Genomic DNA, 18,639 nt, shown 5'->3' with positions numbered 1-18,639 from the left:
TCATTTCCTTTCATAGAGCCTTCGCATCTGCGCAAGCGCCTCGCCTATGTCCCCGGCGATCTCCACAGACCTGTCTTTGATTTTCTCCGGAACCTTGGGGAATTCCTGATTCATCCGTATCAGCGCAGCCTTCGGATATCGGTAGGCCAGCCTTTGGAAGGGATGGCGAATGACTCCCGGTGAATTGAAGCCCGCTCCCAGTTCCAGAAATACCGTCCGCAGATCACTGGCTTCTTTTATATACTGTTCAAACTCGATCCGATTCCACATGACCTTGTCCGGAATAAACGACTTAATCCCCCGCATATTTTGAACTGCCGGGGCATGGCAACGATCACATCTCGGGATATCCTCTTCCCGGCATGCATACGTCTCTCTATCCATATTGGCCGCAATCTTCCGCCAGACTGATTCCCCGTCCCAGATATCCCGACAGCATGGAGTCTGGCACTGAAGATCTGAAGCGCTGCACTGTGGCTCGAATATCCGCTCTTCTTCAAACCCCGCCTTGTGAAACTGTCTGTCGATGTTACTGGTAAGCACAAAATAGTCCTTGTCCTCAACCATGCGAAGCAGATCCTGATAGGCCCTTATCACCGGGAAATCATAGCAGGCCCACAGAACCTCCGCCGCCATCATGCCTATCTTCTGCTGCTTCGTCCTTCTGTCATCCCAAAGTGCTTCCCAGAGGGTATGATATCCCCTCCTGGCAAGAGCCGGAAATTCTTTCTTAAGCACTTCCAGGCTCATATAGTTCAGTCCTCCGCAGGCCGACAGGCCGGCGCCTCCGCCAATTACAATTCTGTCAGCGTTCCGAATCATATCCAGCGCTTTTTCCAGCGCCTCATCCTGCCCCCCAGAAACCAATTCCCTGGCATAACGCCGATGCTCATCCATCCGTTCCTGATATCTTGTCATTGTTTTTTCCTGCATAATACATCATAATCATTTACTCTATCATTCTGTATAATTTCGGCAAAGATGTCAAGGAAAATCCTCATATCTATCTGCCCATTCTTCTGACTCTGATCCCATCTCCGCCTCCAATTCGTCGTCACCTCAGACATAACATGGCATTTTTTCAAAAGATACTCCTGCAAATCTTTTCCCGGAATGTCCGTACCGGAAAAATCATAAATAGTCCAGATTTTTATCTATGAATTGATTTACTTCCACAAGCCATGCTTCTGAGTCATTATATGCGCCTAAAAGTGCCGCTTCCGCAAACGCATTATCCTCAATTCCTTCCTTTCCTCTCTATTCCTTTGTCGAAATCATACATTTTACTTTCCTCTTTCTATGCTTTGCTATTGTATAGATGGCATGCTACAAAATGACCTGGCGCTGCCTCTCGCAATTCAGGTTTTTCATACCGGCAGCATTCCTTCACGCTGGGGCACCGATTACAGAAATGGCATCCTTGCGGCGGGTTGACCGGGCTTGGCACTTCTCCTTCAAGCCTGATCTGCGGCCGCCCCTTTTCAATCTCAGGATTGGGTACCGGGATAGCAGAAAGCAATGCCTTTGTGTACGGATGCAGCGGATTTTCATATAATTCATCTGCATCTGCAAGTTCTGCCATGCACCCCAGATACATTACCCCTACTCTGTCTGATATATATTTTACCATGGACAGATCATGCGCAATAAACATGCAGGTAAGGCCGCGCTCTTTCTTAAGCCTGACCAGAAGATTGACAACCTGCGCCTGTACGGACACATCCAGCGCGGAAATGGGCTCATCACAGAGCAGGAATTCGGGGTTTACCGCCAGGGCCCTGGCAATACCAATCCTCTGCCTCTGTCCCCCGGAAAATTCATGTACATAACGGCTGGCATGTTCTACATTTAGTCCTACTTGACTCAATAACTTCTGAACCTCTTCTATTTCCTCCTGTTTCGAATGCACAATCTTATGAATCCTCATGCCTTCAGCAATAATATCATGTACCTTTAATCTTGGATCTAGCGAAGAGTATGGATCCTGAAAAATCATCTGTACATGTTTTGTGAATTCTCTTCTCTGCTGGAGATTCATTTTATGTACGTCTTTGCCCCGATACAGCACCTGTCCATCCGTCTTATCATAGACTCCAATACAGGTTCTTCCGCAGGTAGTCTTCCCACAGCCAGACTCTCCCACGATTCCTAGCGTTTCTCCTTCATAAATCGTAAAAGACACATCATCTACCGCTTTCAGCATATGCTTGGAATCCAGGCGAAAATATTTCTTTAGATTTTTCACTTCTATGATTGCATTTTTCTGCCTCATCTAATCTTCCGCCTCCTTATTAAAATCAATGTCTTGATATCCAGATTCCGGATGATAAAGCCAGCATGAGACCTTGTGTCCCGCCCCATAATCATATTCCGGCGGGGCAGCTTCTACGCAAATATTCATACAGTATTTGCATCTTGAAGCAAATGGACAGCCTTTCGGCGGATTAATCAAATCCGGCGGCGTTCCTTCGATAGATATCAACTTCCGGTTATTCTTAATCTCCAGGCTTGGCGCTGCATTTAAAAGCGCCCATGTATAGGGATGCCTATAGCTGCTGAAAATCTCACTGCATTCTCCCTTTTCTACAATCTTTCCTGAATACATTACGATAATCTTATCTGCAATACTCGCTACAACGCCAAGATCATGGGTGATCAGAATAATTGTAGTCCCAAGTTTTGCCTGGATATCCTTGAGCAATCCTATGATCTGCGCTTGAATCGTTACATCCAGAGCCGTTGTAGGCTCGTCTGCGATCAGTATCTTGGGGTTCCCGGACAGCGCGATTGCAATCATAATCCTTTGCCGCATGCCTCCGGATAGTTCATGGGGATATTTTTTCAGGCACATAGCCGGATCCGGTATCTTTACCAGTTCCAGCATTTCAACTGCCTTTGCCCTTGCTTCTTTTTTTGTTACTTTATAATGATTCGTAATATTCTCTTCAATCTGCCTTCCGATATTCATTGTCGGATTCAATGAAGTCAAGGCATCCTGGAAAATCATAGAGCATTTGGCCCCTCTATACTTTTCCCATTCCTTTTCGGATTGCTCTAATATATTTTCCCCTAAATACAAAACCTGGCTTTCACTTTTTATTTCTCCTGGCGGCTCTGCCACCAGCCCCATGATGGTCTTTGCCGTTACAGACTTTCCACACCCGGATTCTCCCACTATGGCTACTGTCTCTCCCTCATTCACCTGAAATGAGATATCCCGCACTGACTGTACTTCGCCAGCATATGTATGATATGAAACTCTTAGATTCCTAACATCTAATATTATTCCCATTGTCTCCTCCCCGTCATTTAATCATCTTTGGTTCCAGCGCATTCCTAAGGGCATCCCCCAGAATATTGAAACTAAACACTGTCAATACGACAAATACGCCTGGAAAGACTGCAAGCAATGGCATGTCCATAATATAAACCTGGGCTCCCTGAAGCATCGTCCCCCAGGAGGCCTTTGGAAGCTGAACCCCGAGTCCCATGAAACTAAGCGCGGATTCTGTCAATATCGCCCTTGCGACAGCCAGACTGCCAGCCACAATAACGGAAGAACTCATATTGGGAATAATATGTCCGAATATAATCTGCGCATGGCTGGCACCCAGGTGCTTTGATGCAAGCACAAAATCTCTTTCCTTCAAAGACAATGTCTCCGCTCTTGTTATCCGTGCAATCTGGCACCATTCAAACAGCCCCAGAATAATAACCATTGACCATACTTTTGGAGGAAACATGGAATTGATAACAACCATAAATAAGAAACTTGGAACTGACATAAAAATGTCAGTAAAGCGCATCAAGAACATATCCGTCTTGCCGCCCATATATCCGCTGACAGTACCAATCACCGTGCCAATTATTGTTGACAAGAGCATGGACAAAACGCCGACCGATAATGAAATCCTTCCGCCATATAAAGCCCTTGTAAAATAATCTCTCCCAAGTTCGTCGGTTCCAAACCAATGCTCCCTCGACGGCGGCATCAATTTCTGCATAAGATCCTGCTTATCCGGATCATATGAGCTGAATGGGGCAAAAACAGATGCCAGAATGATCAGAAGCAAAATAATGCTGCAGATCATTGCAAGCTTATTTTCTTTCAGCGAATGAAGTACGTCTTTTACGAGGCCCCGCTCATAACTCGCCGCTATCTGTTCTTCTTTTTTTTCTATCCTTACAAAACTGTCTTTTTTTATTACATAACCTATACTCTTATCCATTGTCTCTGCCCATCCCCTGTCTGATTCTGGGATCCGCCACTGCATATAATACATCTGCGATCAGATTCCCAAGAATTAAAATAATGCAGGAAAACATAGTGTATCCCATGATCAGCGGGAAGTCCCTGTTTCCTACCGCATCCATCGCCAGTCTTCCGATTCCCGGCCACGAGAATATTGTTTCTACCACAAATGACCCGCATACCAGCCCCGCAATATTAATGCCTGCCAGCGTGATGATTGGCAGAAGACAATTCTTAAGGACATGCCTGAAAAGAATTTTCCGCTTTCCGGTACCTTTTGCCATCGCTGTCTGTACATAGTCTTCTTCTAATTGAGAAATTGTATTTGACCTTATGTATCTGGTGAAAATTGCCATATTATTCAGACTCAGCACAAAAGCCGGCAGAATCATATGCCATAATAAATCCGCCGCTGTATTTACATTCACCGTATGCATCCCCCCGCTGGGAAGCAGGTGCAGTTTCAGGGAAAACAAAATAATCCCAATCATTGCCAGCCAGAACGGCGGAATTGATATTCCCAAATAGGATATCAGGCTGATTATATTATCCGATCGTTTATTCTTTCTGAGTCCTGCCCATAGTCCCAATGGAATCGCAATCATAAGCGAGAATGCCAGCGCCGTCCCCATCAGCATTAAAGTTGCCGGCAGCCGCTCGGCAATAATATCGACTACCGGACGGTTCTGATGTATGGATGTTCCAAGATCGCCACGCATGATATGCGACATCCAGCGGAAATACTGCTGTGCCATCGACCCGTCCAACTCATATTCTTCTTTAATATCCTCAATCTGTTCTTCCGTCATTCCCGGCCTTACATAATTATCAATCGGATCTCCCGGCGAAGCCTGAATGATAAAAAAGGAAAATATACTGACCAGGATAAGAACCGGTATTAATTCTAACAGACGCTTTAGTATATACTTTTTCACGTTTTATCGTCCTCACACATATTATGATCTACTGTTTCCAGAAGAAAAGACCGCCTGAAAGCAAACGGTCTTTTCGATATGCCTATTCCATTGTAATCTTCAGGTAATCCTCGAAAATCGGGACTCTCTTTATTTCATCCAGACCTTTAAATTCCTTCCTGACCGCTATGACATAATTCGTATTGGCCATCGGATACATAGCGTAATCCTCATTCATCTGAACTTGAAGTTCTTTATAATACTGTTCGCGCTCTTCTGCCGTTAATGCCTGGGATGCTTTATCCCATAACTCATTCGTCGCATCGCTTACATAAAATCCATTCGAAACAAGATCGCCTCTCCAACTCGTCATCTTGGTGGCCGGATCAGAGTTCAATTGATCCATGCCATTGGTGGCCATATCCCAAGAAGTATCTTCTACAGTCTCTCCTGTAATCCACGCCGCAAAAAGATGCGTAAAAAATTCGCTTCCTTCCAGTCCCTCAAGTTCAACTTCTACGCCAATCTCCTTCAACTGCTGCTGAACGATCTGTGCTGTCTCTTTCATATTCGGCCTTGCCGTATTATAGATATAATGCAGCGGCTTGTCGGTTAATCCTGATTTTTTAGCAAGTTTTTTTGCTTCCTCAATATTCTGCTTATATCCTTCCATCTCGTCATTATAGTAAAGATTCTCCGGAGAGCAGAAGTTTTTTGCCGGTATAGCCAATTCTTCCGAGCCATAAGCTCCTGAAATAATATCGTCCACATTAAGCGCAAGGCAGATTGCCTTTCTGGCGTCCAAGTCCTTCATCGCAGGACTCTGGTAATTAAACGCCATGTAATTCAGACGTGCTTCCGGTATGTTGTAGACCGTATAGTTATCATCTGCTGAATATTTATCCAACTTTGTCTGGTTCGTAATCCGCATCATAGAGATTTCCCCGCTCTGAAGCGCTGCTTCCTGCGCGCTTTCATCCGGCATCAGTTTTATAACTACTTGATCAAGGCTTGCCTTTCCTCTATAGTAGTCGTCATATCTCTCATAGACGATAGAATCGCCTTCTTTATATTCTTTTAGTTTAAACGGGCCCGAACCCACCGCTTTATTCAAGTTCTCTGTATCATCTTTTATTGTCGTCTCTCCACCGAACACATGCTCTGGAATAATCTGTATCCTTCCAAATTCGCTTTCAAATGCGCTGAACGGCTCCTGCAGCGTAATATCTACCGTCAAGTCATCCACCTTCGCTGCAGATATCGTCTTGCCGTTATATGTAACGCTTTCAGATGAATCGCTGGTATTCGCGGGATCTAGCAGTACATTTACCGTATAGACAACATCGTCAGCGGTAATTGCTTCTCCGTCATGCCACGTAAGGCCATCCTTTAATTTCATCTGGTAATGGCATCTATCATCCGCAGTCGCTTCCAGACTTTCAGCCAGATACCATCTTGTCTCGTCCTTAGTTACAATAAATAGCGGGTCAAAGCACGGTGCCGATGCAATAAGCAAATCATCTGCCCCGTATACATTATAGGGTGTCAAAGATGCCACCGTATTCGTATTGATTGGCACGATAAAGGTTCCGCCGCCTTCTCCTGACGCCTCTTGTTTGTCTCCTGATCCGGAGTCTTTACTGCTGCCGCACCCAACAGCCATTGTCATCGCCATTGCTGCGATAAGCAAAATAGAAACTATCCTCTTCTTCATGACTTTCCTCCTGTGTATTGTTCCATATCAGTATAATCCCCTCCTAAAGGGGTGTCTAATTGAAATATCGCATATAATTATTGAATCAGTCTATATTCGCAGAATATTACAAAATTCTCCAACTAAAAAACTGCACTAACTGTTCAAGATTCAAGTAGTGCAGTTATAACCGCTTCTATTATTCCGCCTTCAGCGCCGCCATCGTAATATAATTATAAGGCTGGTTAAAATGAGGCAGGAAGAACAGATCCAGAAGCTTCAACTTGTCAATCGTAACCTGCTCCTGTATTGCAAGGGAGAACATGTGGATCCCCATGGAAATATCATATTTCGAGCACATCTGGGCACCCAGGACGATCCGAGTCTTCTTGTCATAGACGATCCGGATCCGTACCTTCTCGTTGCCGCTTTCTATGAACCCTGCCTTCTGCCAGTCTTCATAGTCAGCCGCAGCCGCCTCATAGCCAAGTTCCAGCGCCTTCTTCAAAGATATTCCCGTGCTCACCATGTTAAGCCCCCAGATGCAGATCGCGTTGGAGCCCTGCACCCCTGCTGATTCAAGGGGTGTTCCGCACGCATTGTGGGCAGCGATAATGCCAGATCGCACGGCATTGGTAGCAAGGGCAATGTAGTCCTTTCTCTGGGTCGCATTGTTGAATACCGTCGCGCAGTCTCCGATGGCATATACTTCCGGCCTGCTGGCCTGCTGATGCAGATCTACCAGGAATGCCCCATTACGGAAAAGTTCCAGGCTGCCATCCGCATATTGGGTATTGGGACGAAATCCGATGCAAAAAACGGCCATATCCGTATCATAAGAATCCTTGTCTGTCACTACCCGCTCTACGAGTTCCTGGCCTTGTATTTCCTGAACCATCTCTCCAAATGCAGTTCTTACGCCGTTTTCCCTTAAGTTTTCTTCCATGATCTTACAGAATTCCGGATCGTAATAGGCAGAAAGGCAGGTATCCGCACAGTCCACCAGGGTGGTCTTACGCCCGTTTCTTGCAAACGCCTCCGCCAGTTCCACGCCGATATAACCGGCTCCGATAATCGTCACCTTTTGAATAGATGGATCTTCCAGTTTTTCAATTACATCCGCTGCATTCTGGTACAGTTTGACGAACTGGACATTCTTTAGCTCCATTCCCTTCACCTTGGGTTGGATGGGAAGGGATCCTGTGGCAAGGATCAGCTTATCATAATTTGCCTCTATCTCCTCGCCTTCCTTATCCATTGCATATACCGTCTTTTTCTCAAAATCGATCCGGGACACCTTTGTCTCCAGGAACACTTTCGCCCCTTTTCCCTCCAGCGTCTCCTTGTCCGAATAAAACAGGCCCTCCGGCCCGCTGATCTGTCGCCCGATCCACAATGCCATGCCGCAACCCAGAAAACTGATATTGGAATTGGCGTCAAACGCAGTCACATCCTTATCCGTATAATTGTCCAGAATGGTGTTCAAAGCTGCCGTACCTGCATGGTTCGCTCCGATTACTATGATTCTATCGCTCACTTTCCTATACCTCCCGCCATGGACGCAATATGCCGCGCCCACACAAACTATTCTTAGTCTGCGCCGCTTTTGGGAAGTCTATACAGATAAATACTGCCCGTTAATACCTATACATATTGCTTCAGGTCTTCCATAGCCTTGTCGTCAAATTTAGACTTATCAATTCTGGCGTGCTTCAGATATTTCCGCCAGATTAGAATCAGGACAAATCCCGCCCCGATTACTGCCGTCAGGAAATAGAAGAAGTAGGGGTTAAGCGCCATGCAGGCAAGAGCTAAAAAGCCTATTTATAGACAATATAAATCGGCTCAAACGACGCAATACTTTAGTGGGCAAAATAAAATAAAAAAAGTTGAAAAAAAGGGTTGATTTTTGATAAATATTTGGTATAATATAACATGTTCGCTGGAAAAACATTGCGGATTGGTGTAATGGCAGCACAGCAGACTCTGACTCTGTTAGTAGAGGTTCGAGTCCTCTATCCGTAGTTCCTTGGCAGGGGCGCCGGGTATCTTGCAGGACAAGATGTCCGGTTACATTTTCGGAGTGTGGCTCAGTTTGGTAGAGCGCTACGTTCGGGACGTAGAGGTCGCAAGTTCAAATCTTGTCACTCCGACTTGAAGCCAAGGCTTAAATAAAGGGATTGCATGAAAATGCAGTTCCTTATTTTTTTATCAAAATTGTTGCCTAAGAATTTTTATATAAGACAATATCAACTAGGGATGATCAAGCCAAAACTTAAACAGATACAAAGAATAGCAAATTTACGCTCCGAGGCCTTATTGATGATATTATTAAGATAATTCGAGCAACTTGCCTCGGAGTATTGTACTAACGGAATATTAATGAATTCTACCTTATCGTGCCTTGTCTCTGCCGTTATTCTGACAATCCCGGCTTGTATTCATGATATTATCCTTTGAATTCCTAGAAACAGTCGGGGAGGATAGCGCTTTCTCATGTGCATCCATTGTGGCCATCTTGATTTTTTCCTGCATAGTCTTTGTCGTTGCATATACAATATCTTTATAACCTTCATCGCTTTTATATTGTGGCATCTGTACGAAAAGTCCTTTTTCGGATTCTTTGATCAGAATTCCTTTTATCGTTAAGCCCAGTTCAGAAATCCTGGCCGTTGCTACTCCTTTCAGCCTTACCGCGTGATTTTCTTGATTTTGGTCTTTTATTGGTGTGACCCTTATCTCCACCTCTGGCAATCCTACATCTTTTAGCAGTTCCATTTTCATTGCGGAGAAGATTGCTGCATCTATCTCTTTTCGGGCTTCCTTGTCATGTGGGAAGACAATGACTTCGTAACCATCTTTTGTTTTTCTTTGCGGATATGACACGAAGGATTTTTCTTCGCCGGAAGTCTTGTCCGTATATTTCATTACCCGTACTGGAAACTTGATACAATCGCCAATCTCTACCCAGCCGGATGCCACAATCCCTGTCTTCTGCATCGCATCTTCGCTATGCAGTTTAATCTGTGTCTCTATCTTCATAATATGCACGCCTTTCTCCTATCTAGTTTTATTGCATCTTCTAATGGTATTTTCGTAACCGTCAAATATGATTGTGTATGGAAAAACCGCTAACTTCCTGTTATTCTTGAAAGTTAGCGGTTATCGACATATTTTTTATATGATTGGATCCCATGGCAGATAGTCTTCCAAGTATTCTGGATACTGCATAAATGCAGATCCCGGGATGTCTCCAAGGATATACTGGATATATTTTCGTGGATTCAATCCATTTGCCTTGGCAGTTTCTATCAGTGTATAGATTCCAGCACTGGCTTCAGCTCCTTGGGGACTCTGTTCTCTGCAAGATTGTTGGAAATCGAGCAGTTCCCATCCAACAGATAATTCATCAAACCTGATTTCTGATTGAACGCATAGGTAAAGGCTTCTCCGAGTTTCGACTTTGGCAGCATCCCAACAGATACCTTTTCTGCCCATGACCAGAAAGCCTCTAATACGGGGCTTTCCTGTATCAGACGCTGTTCTTTTCTTGTTTCAGATGACAATACTTCCAGTTTAAAAAGTCGGTTGATATAGCGGATTGCCTGAGCCGGTATGGTTTCCTGCGGATTGGCGACATCTTTCGCAAGGGCATCTACAAAATATCTTCTCAAATGCGTCCAGCAGAAACATCTGGTGATCCCCGTTACCTTTTCATATCCTTTATAGGCATCCGTATGGATATATCCGGTGTAACCTTTCAGGAACTTCCGAGAAAATGTTCCGCTTCTTCCAGGCTGATAATCGAACATTCGAATTGGCTGCTCACTATTTTTTATGGAACAGTACACCCACATGTAGGAATCCGTAGTATTTCGTCCAGGTTCTCCAAGTACCTGGATCGGTGTTTCATCGATAAGCTCATATTTCTGACGGATGACCCAGGCTACCGTAGACGGGGATGCATAAGAATGCTGGATTACCGGATAAGGCATAGGGGATTTTTCCATATATCCCCTTCCTTCTTTACGGCATTTCCGGCACTCGAAAGTTTCACGGTAATAATCGATCACACGGACTTTTGCCGGAATAAATTCAACTTCCGTGCGGACGAATTCTTCACCGACAGAAACCAGAGGTGTTCCGCATTTCTCACAGAAACGGTCTTCCTGTGCAAGCGTACACAGTTTTTTCTCATGAGGAATGTCTTTCAAGAGTTTTTCTCGCTGTCCTTTGAATTTCCGGCGGCGATAGGATGCGACATCTTTAAGATCAGGTTCTGTGGCAGATGGATCCGCAGAAGTTTCTGCTTCATCAAAAAGAGACAACTGCACCACATCCACAGCAGCCCCTAAAGGGGCTATTTCAGTGCTTCCTTACTCCGGCGCAGCCCCAAAAGGAGCTTGCTGGTTTGCTTTGATTTCCTGCTACCACTCCAAGTGGTTTATTTCTTGTTTTTCTTCACCGGCTCACCCGTAAACGGGTCGATATACTCTACTAACGACATCTGGTCGTACTCTAAATCTTCTTTTAATTGATTTTGAATGTACGCTTTGATTGCAGCGATATTCTTCCCCACTGTATCTACATAATATCCACGGCACCAGAAATGTCTGTTTCCATACTTGTACTTTAAGTTCGCATGCTTTTCAAATATCATTAGCGAACTTTTTCCTTTTAAGTATCCCATGATTTCTTTACTGAATATTTCGGTGGGATCTTCACCAGCATATGGATATGATCGCTACAGCATTCTGCTTCGATTATTTCTATCCCTTTTCTTCTGCATAATGTTCCCAGTATCTGTCCCACATCTGCCTTTATGTCTTTGTAGATTACCTGACGGCGATATTTTGGTGCAAAAACGATATGATACTTGCATTCCCATTTTGTATGAGCCAAACTATTTACGTCCATTCTTAGGATCTCCTGTGCTGTTTTATTTGTGGTTTTGCAGACCCACTTTTATTCTAGCACAGGAGTTCATACTTATATCTAAAGATCTGCCCTCCCCCTGCATAGCAGGGGGTTTATTTTTACTGTGACACAAAACAAATCGGCACACGGTTATGAGCCATGTGCCGATTCGCTACAATACTTACATTTTTAAATATTTACAGATTTTTTAGCATATACCTGTTCTGTGCAGTTGCGTTTAAGTAAACGATAAATTACACAACACATAGGGATAATCATGACAAGGGAAACCATATTGAGGATAAAAACTCCTGTCTCCGAAGAGATAAAGCTTTGTATCGCACCGATAAGGTTGTTTGCCACATGTACGAGAATCGGGTACATAAGGTTATTCGTCTTCTCGTAAATTATGGCAGCAACTATTCCCATAAAGGTAGCGTAAACAGCCTGAACCATATTCATGTGATAGGCTCCGAACATTGCCGCAGACAGTATGATCGGAACCCATCCGGGGATAATCTTGCGTATAGATCGGAATACTATTCCACGGAAAAGAATCTCTTCTATGAGAGGTGCGGCAACAACGGCAATCAAAATGACACCAAAACTACTTCCACCTTCGATTTCCTTGTTCGCTGCGTCCATTGCGGCAAGGCTTCCCTGAAGTGCGGGTATTTTTTCAGCCAGCAGAACCCAGAGAAAAGAGAATCCTGAAACTCCTGCGCCTGCGGTAAAGCTTATTGCCGAGTCCTTGAGATTCGGCGCAGTTCTTATTTCGTCCTTGTCTTTTTTGAATGCCAGCTTGTAGATAATGAAGAAGATGAGTATCAGCACGATGTATACAAGCATTTCAGCCAGATATGAGAACTTCATAAACTGCTCTTGAGGTACGTGTAGAATGTTCAGGAACAAGTCGTAAACACCATAGAGGAAGATGTTTGATGTCAAAAAGTGTACCGCTATCGCAAGGATTGGGAGTACTCCAAACCAGATTTTTCGTCTAACACCTATATTGTTTTTTATCATGTCTCGCCTCCCGATTACTTATTACCATCTTTATTGCTGTCTAATTCCTGAATTTGTTTCTCAATGTTGTCTATCCTTTTAATGTCTTCAGCGAGGATCTTCAACTCATCCTCGCTGAATGAATCCTTTGCCTTCTCTACCTGCGCTTTCAAGAATTCGGCGTAGGTAATGTCGCCAGCCTGCTCAGCGCTGTCCTTCTGAATATTGTCGAATACCTTGTCCCAAACTTCCTTGTGGTCTACAAAGATATCGTTTTCCTCTGTCACAAGTACTGTCATCTTATCATCAAGTGTTGCCTCGGATTTAGGAACAGAAACTGTTTTACCGGCCTTTGCGTCATCGACCATCTTGATAATTTCATCCATTCTCTTCTCGTCTTCTATGCTTCCTACAATGGGCTCACCGATGATGTTGCCGTTTTTGTCGACCAAAATGGTAGTCGGAAAACCGAAAATTTTACCGATGTATTCTTTTGCTTCATCTCCTCCGCTTATAAACAAGTTTCTGTAGGTTGCCCCCTGTTTCGAGAGTATTTCTTTGGCTTCGGCAAGAGCCTTGTCACTTTCGCCAGCCTCGACATTTACACCAACCAACTCAGCGTTCTTTTCACGGAGCTTGGTGTTTAACTTTTCGAGCGCAGGCATCTCGTTGACGCAAGCTGAGCAGCCGTTGAACCAAAAGTTGAGAAGAGTTACCTCGTTTTTGCTGAACAGGGACTCATCAACACTGTTGCCGTCAAAATCTGTTCCCTGAAATTTCGGGAAGGTTTTGGTCTGCTCCGTTTTGCCTGCTGTGGACTGGGAGACGCCCGTATTACCGCTGCCACATGCCGCCAGTGAAATTGTCATCATAGTTACCATAAGTAGGGGTACGATTTTTTTAATTATTTTCATTTTTTATCTCTCCAATCTTGTTTATTATTTTATCTTCTTTATTTTCCACAGGGTTTTTAACCCCCCAGTGGACGCTGATTGCTTTTGCTGGGCACACCTTTATGCACTCTCCGCAGCGGATACACTCCGTGTGTGAGGTGTTTTTGGTAATGTCCACATCCATTTTGCAGGTTCTGCTGCACTTTCCGCAGGAAACGCATTTGTGCTTGTCGACATTGTAGTTAAGAAGCGAAACCTTATTAAAGAGTGCGTAGAATGCGCCGAGTGGGCACAGCCATTTGCAGAACGGACGGTAGAACAGCACGCTGAGAATTATAATCGCGGACAGTATTCCAAATTTCCAAGTGAAGAGAGGTCCGAGCATCGCCCTAATACTGCTGTTGGCAAGTGAAAGCGGTATGCCACCTTCCAATATTCCCTGCGGGCAGATGTATTTGCAGAAGTACGGTGAGCCGATTCCGGCGTTGTTTGCTACCAGTATCGGTAGCGCGATTACCGCAATGGCAAGAACACCGTATTTTATGTGCCGCAGAGCCTTAAGCTTTTTGGTGCTGAACTTCTTCGTTGGAATCTTATGAAGCAGATCCTGAAACCATCCGAATGGGCAAAGGAAGCCACAAATAAATCTTCCGAGCATTATGCCGAAAAAAATCAGTATGCCAGTTATATAGTATGAAAAACTGAACTTGGAGGAACCCACCACGGCCTGAAAAGCTCCGATGGGGCAGGTTCCTGTCGCTGCCGGACATGAGTAGCAGTTGAGTCCGGGCACGCACACCTGCTTGACTTTTCCGTTGTATAAGATTCCCTTCAGAAAATTCGGAAGATGAATGTTTGTCAGAAGCGTGGCAAACATCTGAATGGTATTCCTTTTTTTTAAAAATTCCTTGAATGAAACTTTCTTTTCTTTCTTCATTTTAGCCTTATCCAATTCCGACACACTCCAAACATAGACGAATTGCTTTCGCAAACACGGTTTCGACCTCTCCACGGTATGCGCCTAAACACACAAAGGCGGTTGCCGTAACAATCAGCATCAGTTGCGCTGCAAATTTTACCCGAGTCGAATATTTGCCGGTAAACTTCATTTGCTATCCCTCCTCTATTTTTTTTGATTTGATTTTTGCTGACAACGAAAGCATAGCAGACCGGGTATAAAGTTCCTGTTAAGAGAAAGACAATTCTTAAATCTATTTAACAGAAATTTTATTTCCCGTATGTTATAATATTTTTGAAAACTTAATTTCAAACATGATGAGTTTTTCTACAATCTGCCGAGAATTTTTCCGGCAGTAAGTAAAAATAAAGCACAGCGAAAGGAGTGTATATCAAATATGAGAATATTGGTAGTCGAGGACGAAAAGACCCTCTGCAAGACAATTGCAAAGGGACTGCGACTTGACGGGTATGAGGTGGACACCTGCTTCGATGGGGAAACTGCTTGGGACATCATACTGTCGGAGAGTTATGACCTTATAATATTGGATTTGAATCTTCCGGGAATGGATGGAATGAAGGTACTTCAAAAAATACGTATGGAGGACACAGAAACTAACATACTTATCCTTTCTGCAAGAGGCCAGCTTCAGGACAAAATAGATGGACTCGATGGAGGGGCTAACGATTATCTCTGTAAGCCATTTCATTTTGAGGAACTCGAGGCTCGCGTGCGAAGCCTTACGCGAAGGTGCGTTGTTCAGAATAATCTTGTTCTCGAGTGTGGAGAAATTTCGCTTGATACAAAGGCACGCACTGCTCTTGCAAGGGGGATAGAGCTATCACTTACGCGAAAAGAACTAGGCCTTTTGGAGTATCTTATGCTCCATCAGGAGCGTCCAGTAAGCCAGGAAGAGCTTATACAGCATGTGTGGGATGGAAGCGTCGACAGTTTCAGCAATTCCATCCGTGTGCATATTTCGGCGCTTCGCAAGAAGTTGAGAGCGGCCTTGGGATATGATCCGATTACTAATCGCATCGGGCAGGGCTACCTGATAGGGGGCATATCCGAATGAAGAAAAGGCTCTCCCTTCAGTGGAAGCTCACATTAATGACCGCACTTCTGGTAATTGTGTCCTGTCTTACTCTCAGCTACTTTATCAGCAAATCTGCCGTACTGTATATGGATGATATCGAAGATTCGGTAATAGCCATATTTCCAAAGGAATTCTTTTCGAATGATTCCTCAGGGAATATTGAATTATATCTTGATACGACGGCGAATCTTTCTGACAAGGTTAAGAACACACAGGTAGAATTTTGGAGAAAGAGTTTGCTCATAACATCAATTATCACGCTAATAAGCAGCACCCTGATATACTTTATTGTAGGATACGCGCTACGCCCGTTGCAGAAACTTGGCAGGCAGATCCAGGATATTCAGGCAAAAAACATGCAGCAGCCCATTGCCTTAGAGAGTAACTCTATTGAAATCGTGCGTCTTACCGATGCTTTTAACAGAATGCTCAAAAGGCTCAACGATGCCTTTTCTGCACAGAGGCAGTTTTCCGCTAACGCCGCGCACGAACTTCGCACCCCTCTTGCGGTTATGCAGACCAAAGTTGAGGTGTTTGAAAAAAACAAGAACCCCGGAAATGATGACTATCAAGAGGCAATAGGTATGGTTAAGACACAGACCGACCGCTTATCCCATGTAATAGACATCCTTTTGGAAATGACCGAGCTTCAGTCAGCAAAAAGAAGTGACCATATCTCACTTGCAGAGCTCACCGAAGAGGTTATCTGCGATTTAGTGGCTGTCGGAGATAAAAAGGGCGTGAGCCTTACTCAGAAGCCGGGCGACGCACAGATTATGGGCAGCGATACGCTGATATACAGAGCAATCTATAATCTAATTGAAAATGCAATTAAATATAATCATCAAGGTGGTGAGGTTTCGGTTGAAATCAAAGAGAATGATGAATATGCGAGGGTAATTGTCTCCGATACGGGTTCGGGAATCGATAAAAATGACTGGGAGCAGATATTCGAACCGTTTTTTAGAGCGGATAAGTCAAGAAGCCGCGCTATGGGAGGCGCGGGCCTTGGCTTGACACTTGTACAAGAAATCGCCCGACAGCATGGTGGTGATGTTTGTGTCCTTCACAGTTCAGCACAGGGAACACAAATTGAGCTAAGCCTTTTATTGGGCTAACATTATATAGATACCTGTGCTCGGTAAATGTCAGGAGGGATGTAGTGTGAAAGTAGGCGCCCGTCCAGCATAGATGGCAAAAATGAAGCAACGGTTCCTCCCCAAAATAAAACAACGGCTTTGGATATATAAGAACCTCCTATCCCAAAGCCGCCATTATATTTTGGGGAGAAAAAGGGCGCATTATCCGAGAACTCGGATAGGGTGCACTTATTCACCACCCCGAAGGGGCGGTGGTATTGCCTCCGGCAACCGTGCGCTCTGCGAGGCGGATGCGGCTCCTGCGGGAGCCTTATGGACAATGCCACATCTCTGCGGAGCTGCTGTGGTATCATCCGCATATCTGAGCTGCACCAATATTCTTAACGACTACGATGCCGTAAGGCACGATTACACCCGTAAGAAAGGGCTTGTATGGCGAGAGGTGTTCTTGCCGGAGTTTGCTCCGCCCGAATGGAAAGCCCGAGGTGTGCTATGGAACGCCGTAGAGGAAAACGAAAAAACAAAGGAAAGCCGCCGAGTTCAAAGCGACACAGGCAGATGGATGGGAGAAGCAGTATCCGTATAAGGTGGGCAGAAAGAAAGTGTATATGCCGCCCTCTGAAGCTGAGAAGCACGGTTATGAGCGAGCCAGCAAGCACCCGAAAAGCACCAAGTTCGGCAGACAGAACCCCATCTCCGAGCGTTGGAACAGCGAGGAACAACTTGTGCAGTGGCGTAAGGCGTGGGCCGATGTAACCAACCGCTATCTGAAACAGTACGGTCATGATGCCCGCGTCGACCACCGCAGCCACGCCGAGCGAAGGCTGTTGGAGCGGCCAACCGTTCACGAGGGCGTAGTGGCAAGAGCAATGGAGAAAAAGGGTATTGTTTCTGACCGCTGTGAGCTGAATCGGCAAATCAAGGCGGACAACGCTCTGCTCCGAGAACTGAGAGCCGCCGTTAAGGAACTGACGCAAAAAGTTATTCAATCTCTGCCGGAGCTTGCAAAGGCTATGGAAACCTTACGGTAAAAACTGCTGATCTTCTGCTATCAGCCGAACCACATCCGCAGGGGAAAAGCAATCATTGAAGAATCTGCGGCAGCGTGGAATATCAATCTGAACCGTTATGCCGAGGTGGTAACACAAATCCAGGCGGCCAAGAAAGAACGCACCGTCCTCCTTGCAGAAAAAAAAGAACTGCCGTTCTGGAATGTGCCTAAGAAAAACGAATTGACCGCCCGCATCGCAGATCTGACCGAACTGTTGGAGGAATTGAAGTCCGAAAAAGAGATTCTCCTGCACAATATGAGTTGTACGGACAGCAAGGATGTTTTAGCTGCAAAGAAAAAGGTTGAGCTGATGGAAGCTAATTTGAAAACTCTGGACGAGCAGGAGCAGAAATTTTCTACCGAACTGGAAAACGCCCTTGCGGAATATGCCGATTTGAAAGCCCAGGCTGAGCAGTTTGACCCCGTGGAACTGTACGATACCCGGCAGAATCTGCGCCCCGAAATGGAACAGGCAACAGTCCATTTAATACAGGAAAAGTACAGCTATAAGTACAGCCACAGTACAATGACTGACGGCAAGCGGGACGTTTCCCGGCATCTGGGTGAATATGCCGAAAGCCAGGAAATCCGGCAAATCAAGAGGGAACGGGGATATCAGCAGCGGCAGAATCGTCCTCAGCCAAAGAAAAAGCACAGGAACAATTGGGAGCGATAATCGTCATATCCTTTTATAAAAACCAACTCGGTCTGGTTTTTCAATCCACGACCATGTCATTCCTGCCTTACCTTGCAGGCGAAG

The 18,639-nt window shown here is 45.0% G+C and carries 17 protein-coding genes, 2 tRNA genes and 2 pseudogenes; 7 read left to right on the top strand and 14 right to left on the bottom strand.

The genetic code is table 11. The features are described 5' to 3' along the window. From HDCHBGLK_RS08590 to nox, 7 genes are all read right to left on the bottom strand, one after another. Entirely contained in the window at positions 1-918 is a 918-nt protein-coding gene (locus tag HDCHBGLK_RS08590; RefSeq protein WP_004608444.1) for an SIR2 family NAD-dependent protein deacylase, read from the bottom strand. Positions 919-1,297: 379 nt separating this feature from the next. After that, on the bottom strand, positions 1,298-2,272 hold the full coding sequence (locus tag HDCHBGLK_RS08585; RefSeq protein ID WP_004608446.1) for an ABC transporter ATP-binding protein: 975 nt from the start codon (positions 2,270-2,272) through the stop codon (positions 1,298-1,300). After that, the gene (locus HDCHBGLK_RS08580; RefSeq protein ID WP_004608447.1) at positions 2,273-3,292 is read right to left on the bottom strand and encodes an ABC transporter ATP-binding protein; all 1,020 of its coding nucleotides are present in this window, start codon (positions 3,290-3,292) and stop codon (positions 2,273-2,275) included. It abuts the gene before it with no gap. A 13-nt stretch (positions 3,293-3,305) separates the two neighbouring features. Next, positions 3,306-4,229: an ABC transporter permease gene (locus tag HDCHBGLK_RS08575; RefSeq protein WP_004608448.1), complete on the bottom strand. Its 924-nt coding sequence runs from the start codon at positions 4,227-4,229 to the stop codon at positions 3,306-3,308. Then, positions 4,222-5,187, bottom strand: a complete 966-nt coding sequence (locus tag HDCHBGLK_RS08570; protein ID WP_004608449.1) for an ABC transporter permease — start codon at positions 5,185-5,187, stop codon at positions 4,222-4,224. Before HDCHBGLK_RS08570 ends, HDCHBGLK_RS08575 begins: the two co-directional genes overlap by 8 nt. An 82-nt stretch (positions 5,188-5,269) precedes the next feature. Then, complete coding sequence (locus tag HDCHBGLK_RS08565) at positions 5,270-6,880, bottom strand: ABC transporter substrate-binding protein (protein WP_004608450.1); 1,611 nt, start codon at positions 6,878-6,880, stop codon at positions 5,270-5,272. 178 nt (positions 6,881-7,058) lie between these two features. Beyond that, positions 7,059-8,396 (bottom strand): H2O-forming NADH oxidase, encoded by a 1,338-nt coding sequence (gene nox, locus HDCHBGLK_RS08560; RefSeq protein WP_039910078.1) that lies wholly within the window; start codon positions 8,394-8,396, stop codon positions 7,059-7,061. 417 nt (positions 8,397-8,813) lie between these two features. Here nox and HDCHBGLK_RS08555 point away from each other — a divergent pair. Both HDCHBGLK_RS08555 and HDCHBGLK_RS08550 read left to right on the top strand, forming a co-directional pair. Next, a tRNA-Gln gene (locus HDCHBGLK_RS08555) sits at positions 8,814-8,884 on the top strand. A gap of 54 nt (positions 8,885-8,938) precedes the next feature. Further along, positions 8,939-9,012 (top strand) — tRNA-Pro (locus HDCHBGLK_RS08550). Positions 9,013-9,253: 241 nt separating this feature from the next. Here HDCHBGLK_RS08550 and HDCHBGLK_RS08545 read toward each other — a convergent pair. From HDCHBGLK_RS08545 to HDCHBGLK_RS08515, 7 genes and pseudogenes are all read right to left on the bottom strand, one after another. Continuing rightward, positions 9,254-9,901, bottom strand: coding sequence for a septation protein SpoVG family protein (locus tag HDCHBGLK_RS08545; protein ID WP_004608454.1), 648 nt, complete (start codon positions 9,899-9,901; stop codon positions 9,254-9,256). A 135-nt stretch (positions 9,902-10,036) separates the two neighbouring features. After that, positions 10,037-11,190: pseudogene (tnpC, locus tag HDCHBGLK_RS08540) on the bottom strand (IS66 family transposase); the annotation flags it as partial. Between the two features lie 113 nt (positions 11,191-11,303). After that, positions 11,304-11,776, bottom strand: a pseudogene (gene tnpA / locus HDCHBGLK_RS08535) (IS200/IS605 family transposase). Between the two features lie 189 nt (positions 11,777-11,965). Continuing rightward, complete coding sequence (locus HDCHBGLK_RS08530; RefSeq protein ID WP_004608458.1) at positions 11,966-12,802, bottom strand: CPBP family intramembrane glutamic endopeptidase; 837 nt, start codon at positions 12,800-12,802, stop codon at positions 11,966-11,968. Between the two features lie 14 nt (positions 12,803-12,816). Continuing rightward, positions 12,817-13,695: a TlpA family protein disulfide reductase gene (locus tag HDCHBGLK_RS08525; protein WP_004608459.1), complete on the bottom strand. Its 879-nt coding sequence runs from the start codon at positions 13,693-13,695 to the stop codon at positions 12,817-12,819. Continuing rightward, positions 13,682-14,611 carry a 4Fe-4S binding protein gene (locus tag HDCHBGLK_RS08520; RefSeq protein ID WP_039910116.1) on the bottom strand — a complete coding sequence of 310 codons (930 nt, stop codon included), beginning with the start codon at positions 14,609-14,611 and terminating at the stop codon, positions 13,682-13,684. The genes HDCHBGLK_RS08525 and HDCHBGLK_RS08520 overlap by 14 nt, the downstream gene beginning before the upstream one ends. 7 nt (positions 14,612-14,618) lie before the next feature. Then, the gene (locus HDCHBGLK_RS08515) at positions 14,619-14,783 is read right to left on the bottom strand and encodes a CD1871A family CXXC motif-containing protein (RefSeq protein ID WP_004608461.1); all 165 of its coding nucleotides are present in this window, start codon (positions 14,781-14,783) and stop codon (positions 14,619-14,621) included. Positions 14,784-15,029: 246 nt separating this feature from the next. On the opposite strand from HDCHBGLK_RS08515, the gene HDCHBGLK_RS08510 reads away from it, so the two are divergent. The 5 genes from HDCHBGLK_RS08510 (at position 15,030) to HDCHBGLK_RS19705 (ending at position 18,555) form a co-directional block, all read left to right on the top strand. Then, entirely contained in the window at positions 15,030-15,707 is a 678-nt protein-coding gene (locus tag HDCHBGLK_RS08510; protein WP_004608462.1) for a response regulator transcription factor, read from the top strand. Further along, positions 15,704-16,846, top strand: coding sequence for a sensor histidine kinase (locus HDCHBGLK_RS08505; RefSeq protein WP_004608463.1), 1,143 nt, complete (start codon positions 15,704-15,706; stop codon positions 16,844-16,846). Before HDCHBGLK_RS08510 ends, HDCHBGLK_RS08505 begins: the two co-directional genes overlap by 4 nt. 301 nt (positions 16,847-17,147) lie before the next feature. Continuing rightward, positions 17,148-17,414, top strand: a complete 267-nt coding sequence (locus tag HDCHBGLK_RS19715; protein ID WP_082210567.1) for a MobA/MobL family protein — start codon at positions 17,148-17,150, stop codon at positions 17,412-17,414. A 1-nt stretch (position 17,415) separates the two neighbouring features. Continuing rightward, on the top strand, positions 17,416-17,859 hold the full coding sequence (locus HDCHBGLK_RS19710) for a MobA/MobL family protein (RefSeq protein WP_330362667.1): 444 nt from the start codon (positions 17,416-17,418) through the stop codon (positions 17,857-17,859). Between the two features lie 105 nt (positions 17,860-17,964). Beyond that, positions 17,965-18,555, top strand: a complete 591-nt coding sequence (locus HDCHBGLK_RS19705) for a hypothetical protein (protein ID WP_004608467.1) — start codon at positions 17,965-17,967, stop codon at positions 18,553-18,555. Positions 18,556-18,639: the final 84 nt, after the last annotated feature.

Origin of the sequence: [Clostridium] scindens ATCC 35704 (assembly GCF_004295125.1) — a bacterium.
Lineage (GTDB): Bacteria > Bacillota > Clostridia > Lachnospirales > Lachnospiraceae > Clostridium_AP > Clostridium_AP scindens.
This window is presented reverse-complemented; position numbering and strand designations above follow the sequence as displayed.

What these genes read in the sequence shown, in the direction of transcription:
- HDCHBGLK_RS08590 (WP_004608444.1), bottom strand. Translation starts at nt 918, where the DNA reads ATGACAAGATATCAGGAACGGATGGATGAGCATCGGCGTTATGCCAGG.
- HDCHBGLK_RS08585 (WP_004608446.1), bottom strand. Translation starts at nt 2,272, where the DNA reads ATGAGGCAGAAAAATGCAATCATAGAAGTGAAAAATCTAAAGAAATAT.
- HDCHBGLK_RS08580 (WP_004608447.1), bottom strand. Translation starts at nt 3,292, where the DNA reads ATGGGAATAATATTAGATGTTAGGAATCTAAGAGTTTCATATCATACA.
- HDCHBGLK_RS08575 (WP_004608448.1), bottom strand. Translation starts at nt 4,229, where the DNA reads ATGGATAAGAGTATAGGTTATGTAATAAAAAAAGACAGTTTTGTAAGG.
- HDCHBGLK_RS08565 (WP_004608450.1), bottom strand. Translation starts at nt 6,880, where the DNA reads ATGAAGAAGAGGATAGTTTCTATTTTGCTTATCGCAGCAATGGCGATG.
- HDCHBGLK_RS08545 (WP_004608454.1), bottom strand. Translation starts at nt 9,901, where the DNA reads ATGAAGATAGAGACACAGATTAAACTGCATAGCGAAGATGCGATGCAG.
- HDCHBGLK_RS08530 (WP_004608458.1), bottom strand. Translation starts at nt 12,802, where the DNA reads ATGATAAAAAACAATATAGGTGTTAGACGAAAAATCTGGTTTGGAGTA.
- HDCHBGLK_RS08525 (WP_004608459.1), bottom strand. Translation starts at nt 13,695, where the DNA reads ATGAAAATAATTAAAAAAATCGTACCCCTACTTATGGTAACTATGATG.
- HDCHBGLK_RS08520 (WP_039910116.1), bottom strand. Translation starts at nt 14,611, where the DNA reads ATGAAGAAAGAAAAGAAAGTTTCATTCAAGGAATTTTTAAAAAAAAGG.
- HDCHBGLK_RS08515 (WP_004608461.1), bottom strand. Translation starts at nt 14,783, where the DNA reads ATGAAGTTTACCGGCAAATATTCGACTCGGGTAAAATTTGCAGCGCAA.
- HDCHBGLK_RS08510 (WP_004608462.1), top strand. Translation starts at nt 15,030, where the DNA reads ATGAGAATATTGGTAGTCGAGGACGAAAAGACCCTCTGCAAGACAATT.
- HDCHBGLK_RS08505 (WP_004608463.1), top strand. Translation starts at nt 15,704, where the DNA reads ATGAAGAAAAGGCTCTCCCTTCAGTGGAAGCTCACATTAATGACCGCA.
- HDCHBGLK_RS19715 (WP_082210567.1), top strand. Translation starts at nt 17,148, where the DNA reads ATGCCACATCTCTGCGGAGCTGCTGTGGTATCATCCGCATATCTGAGC.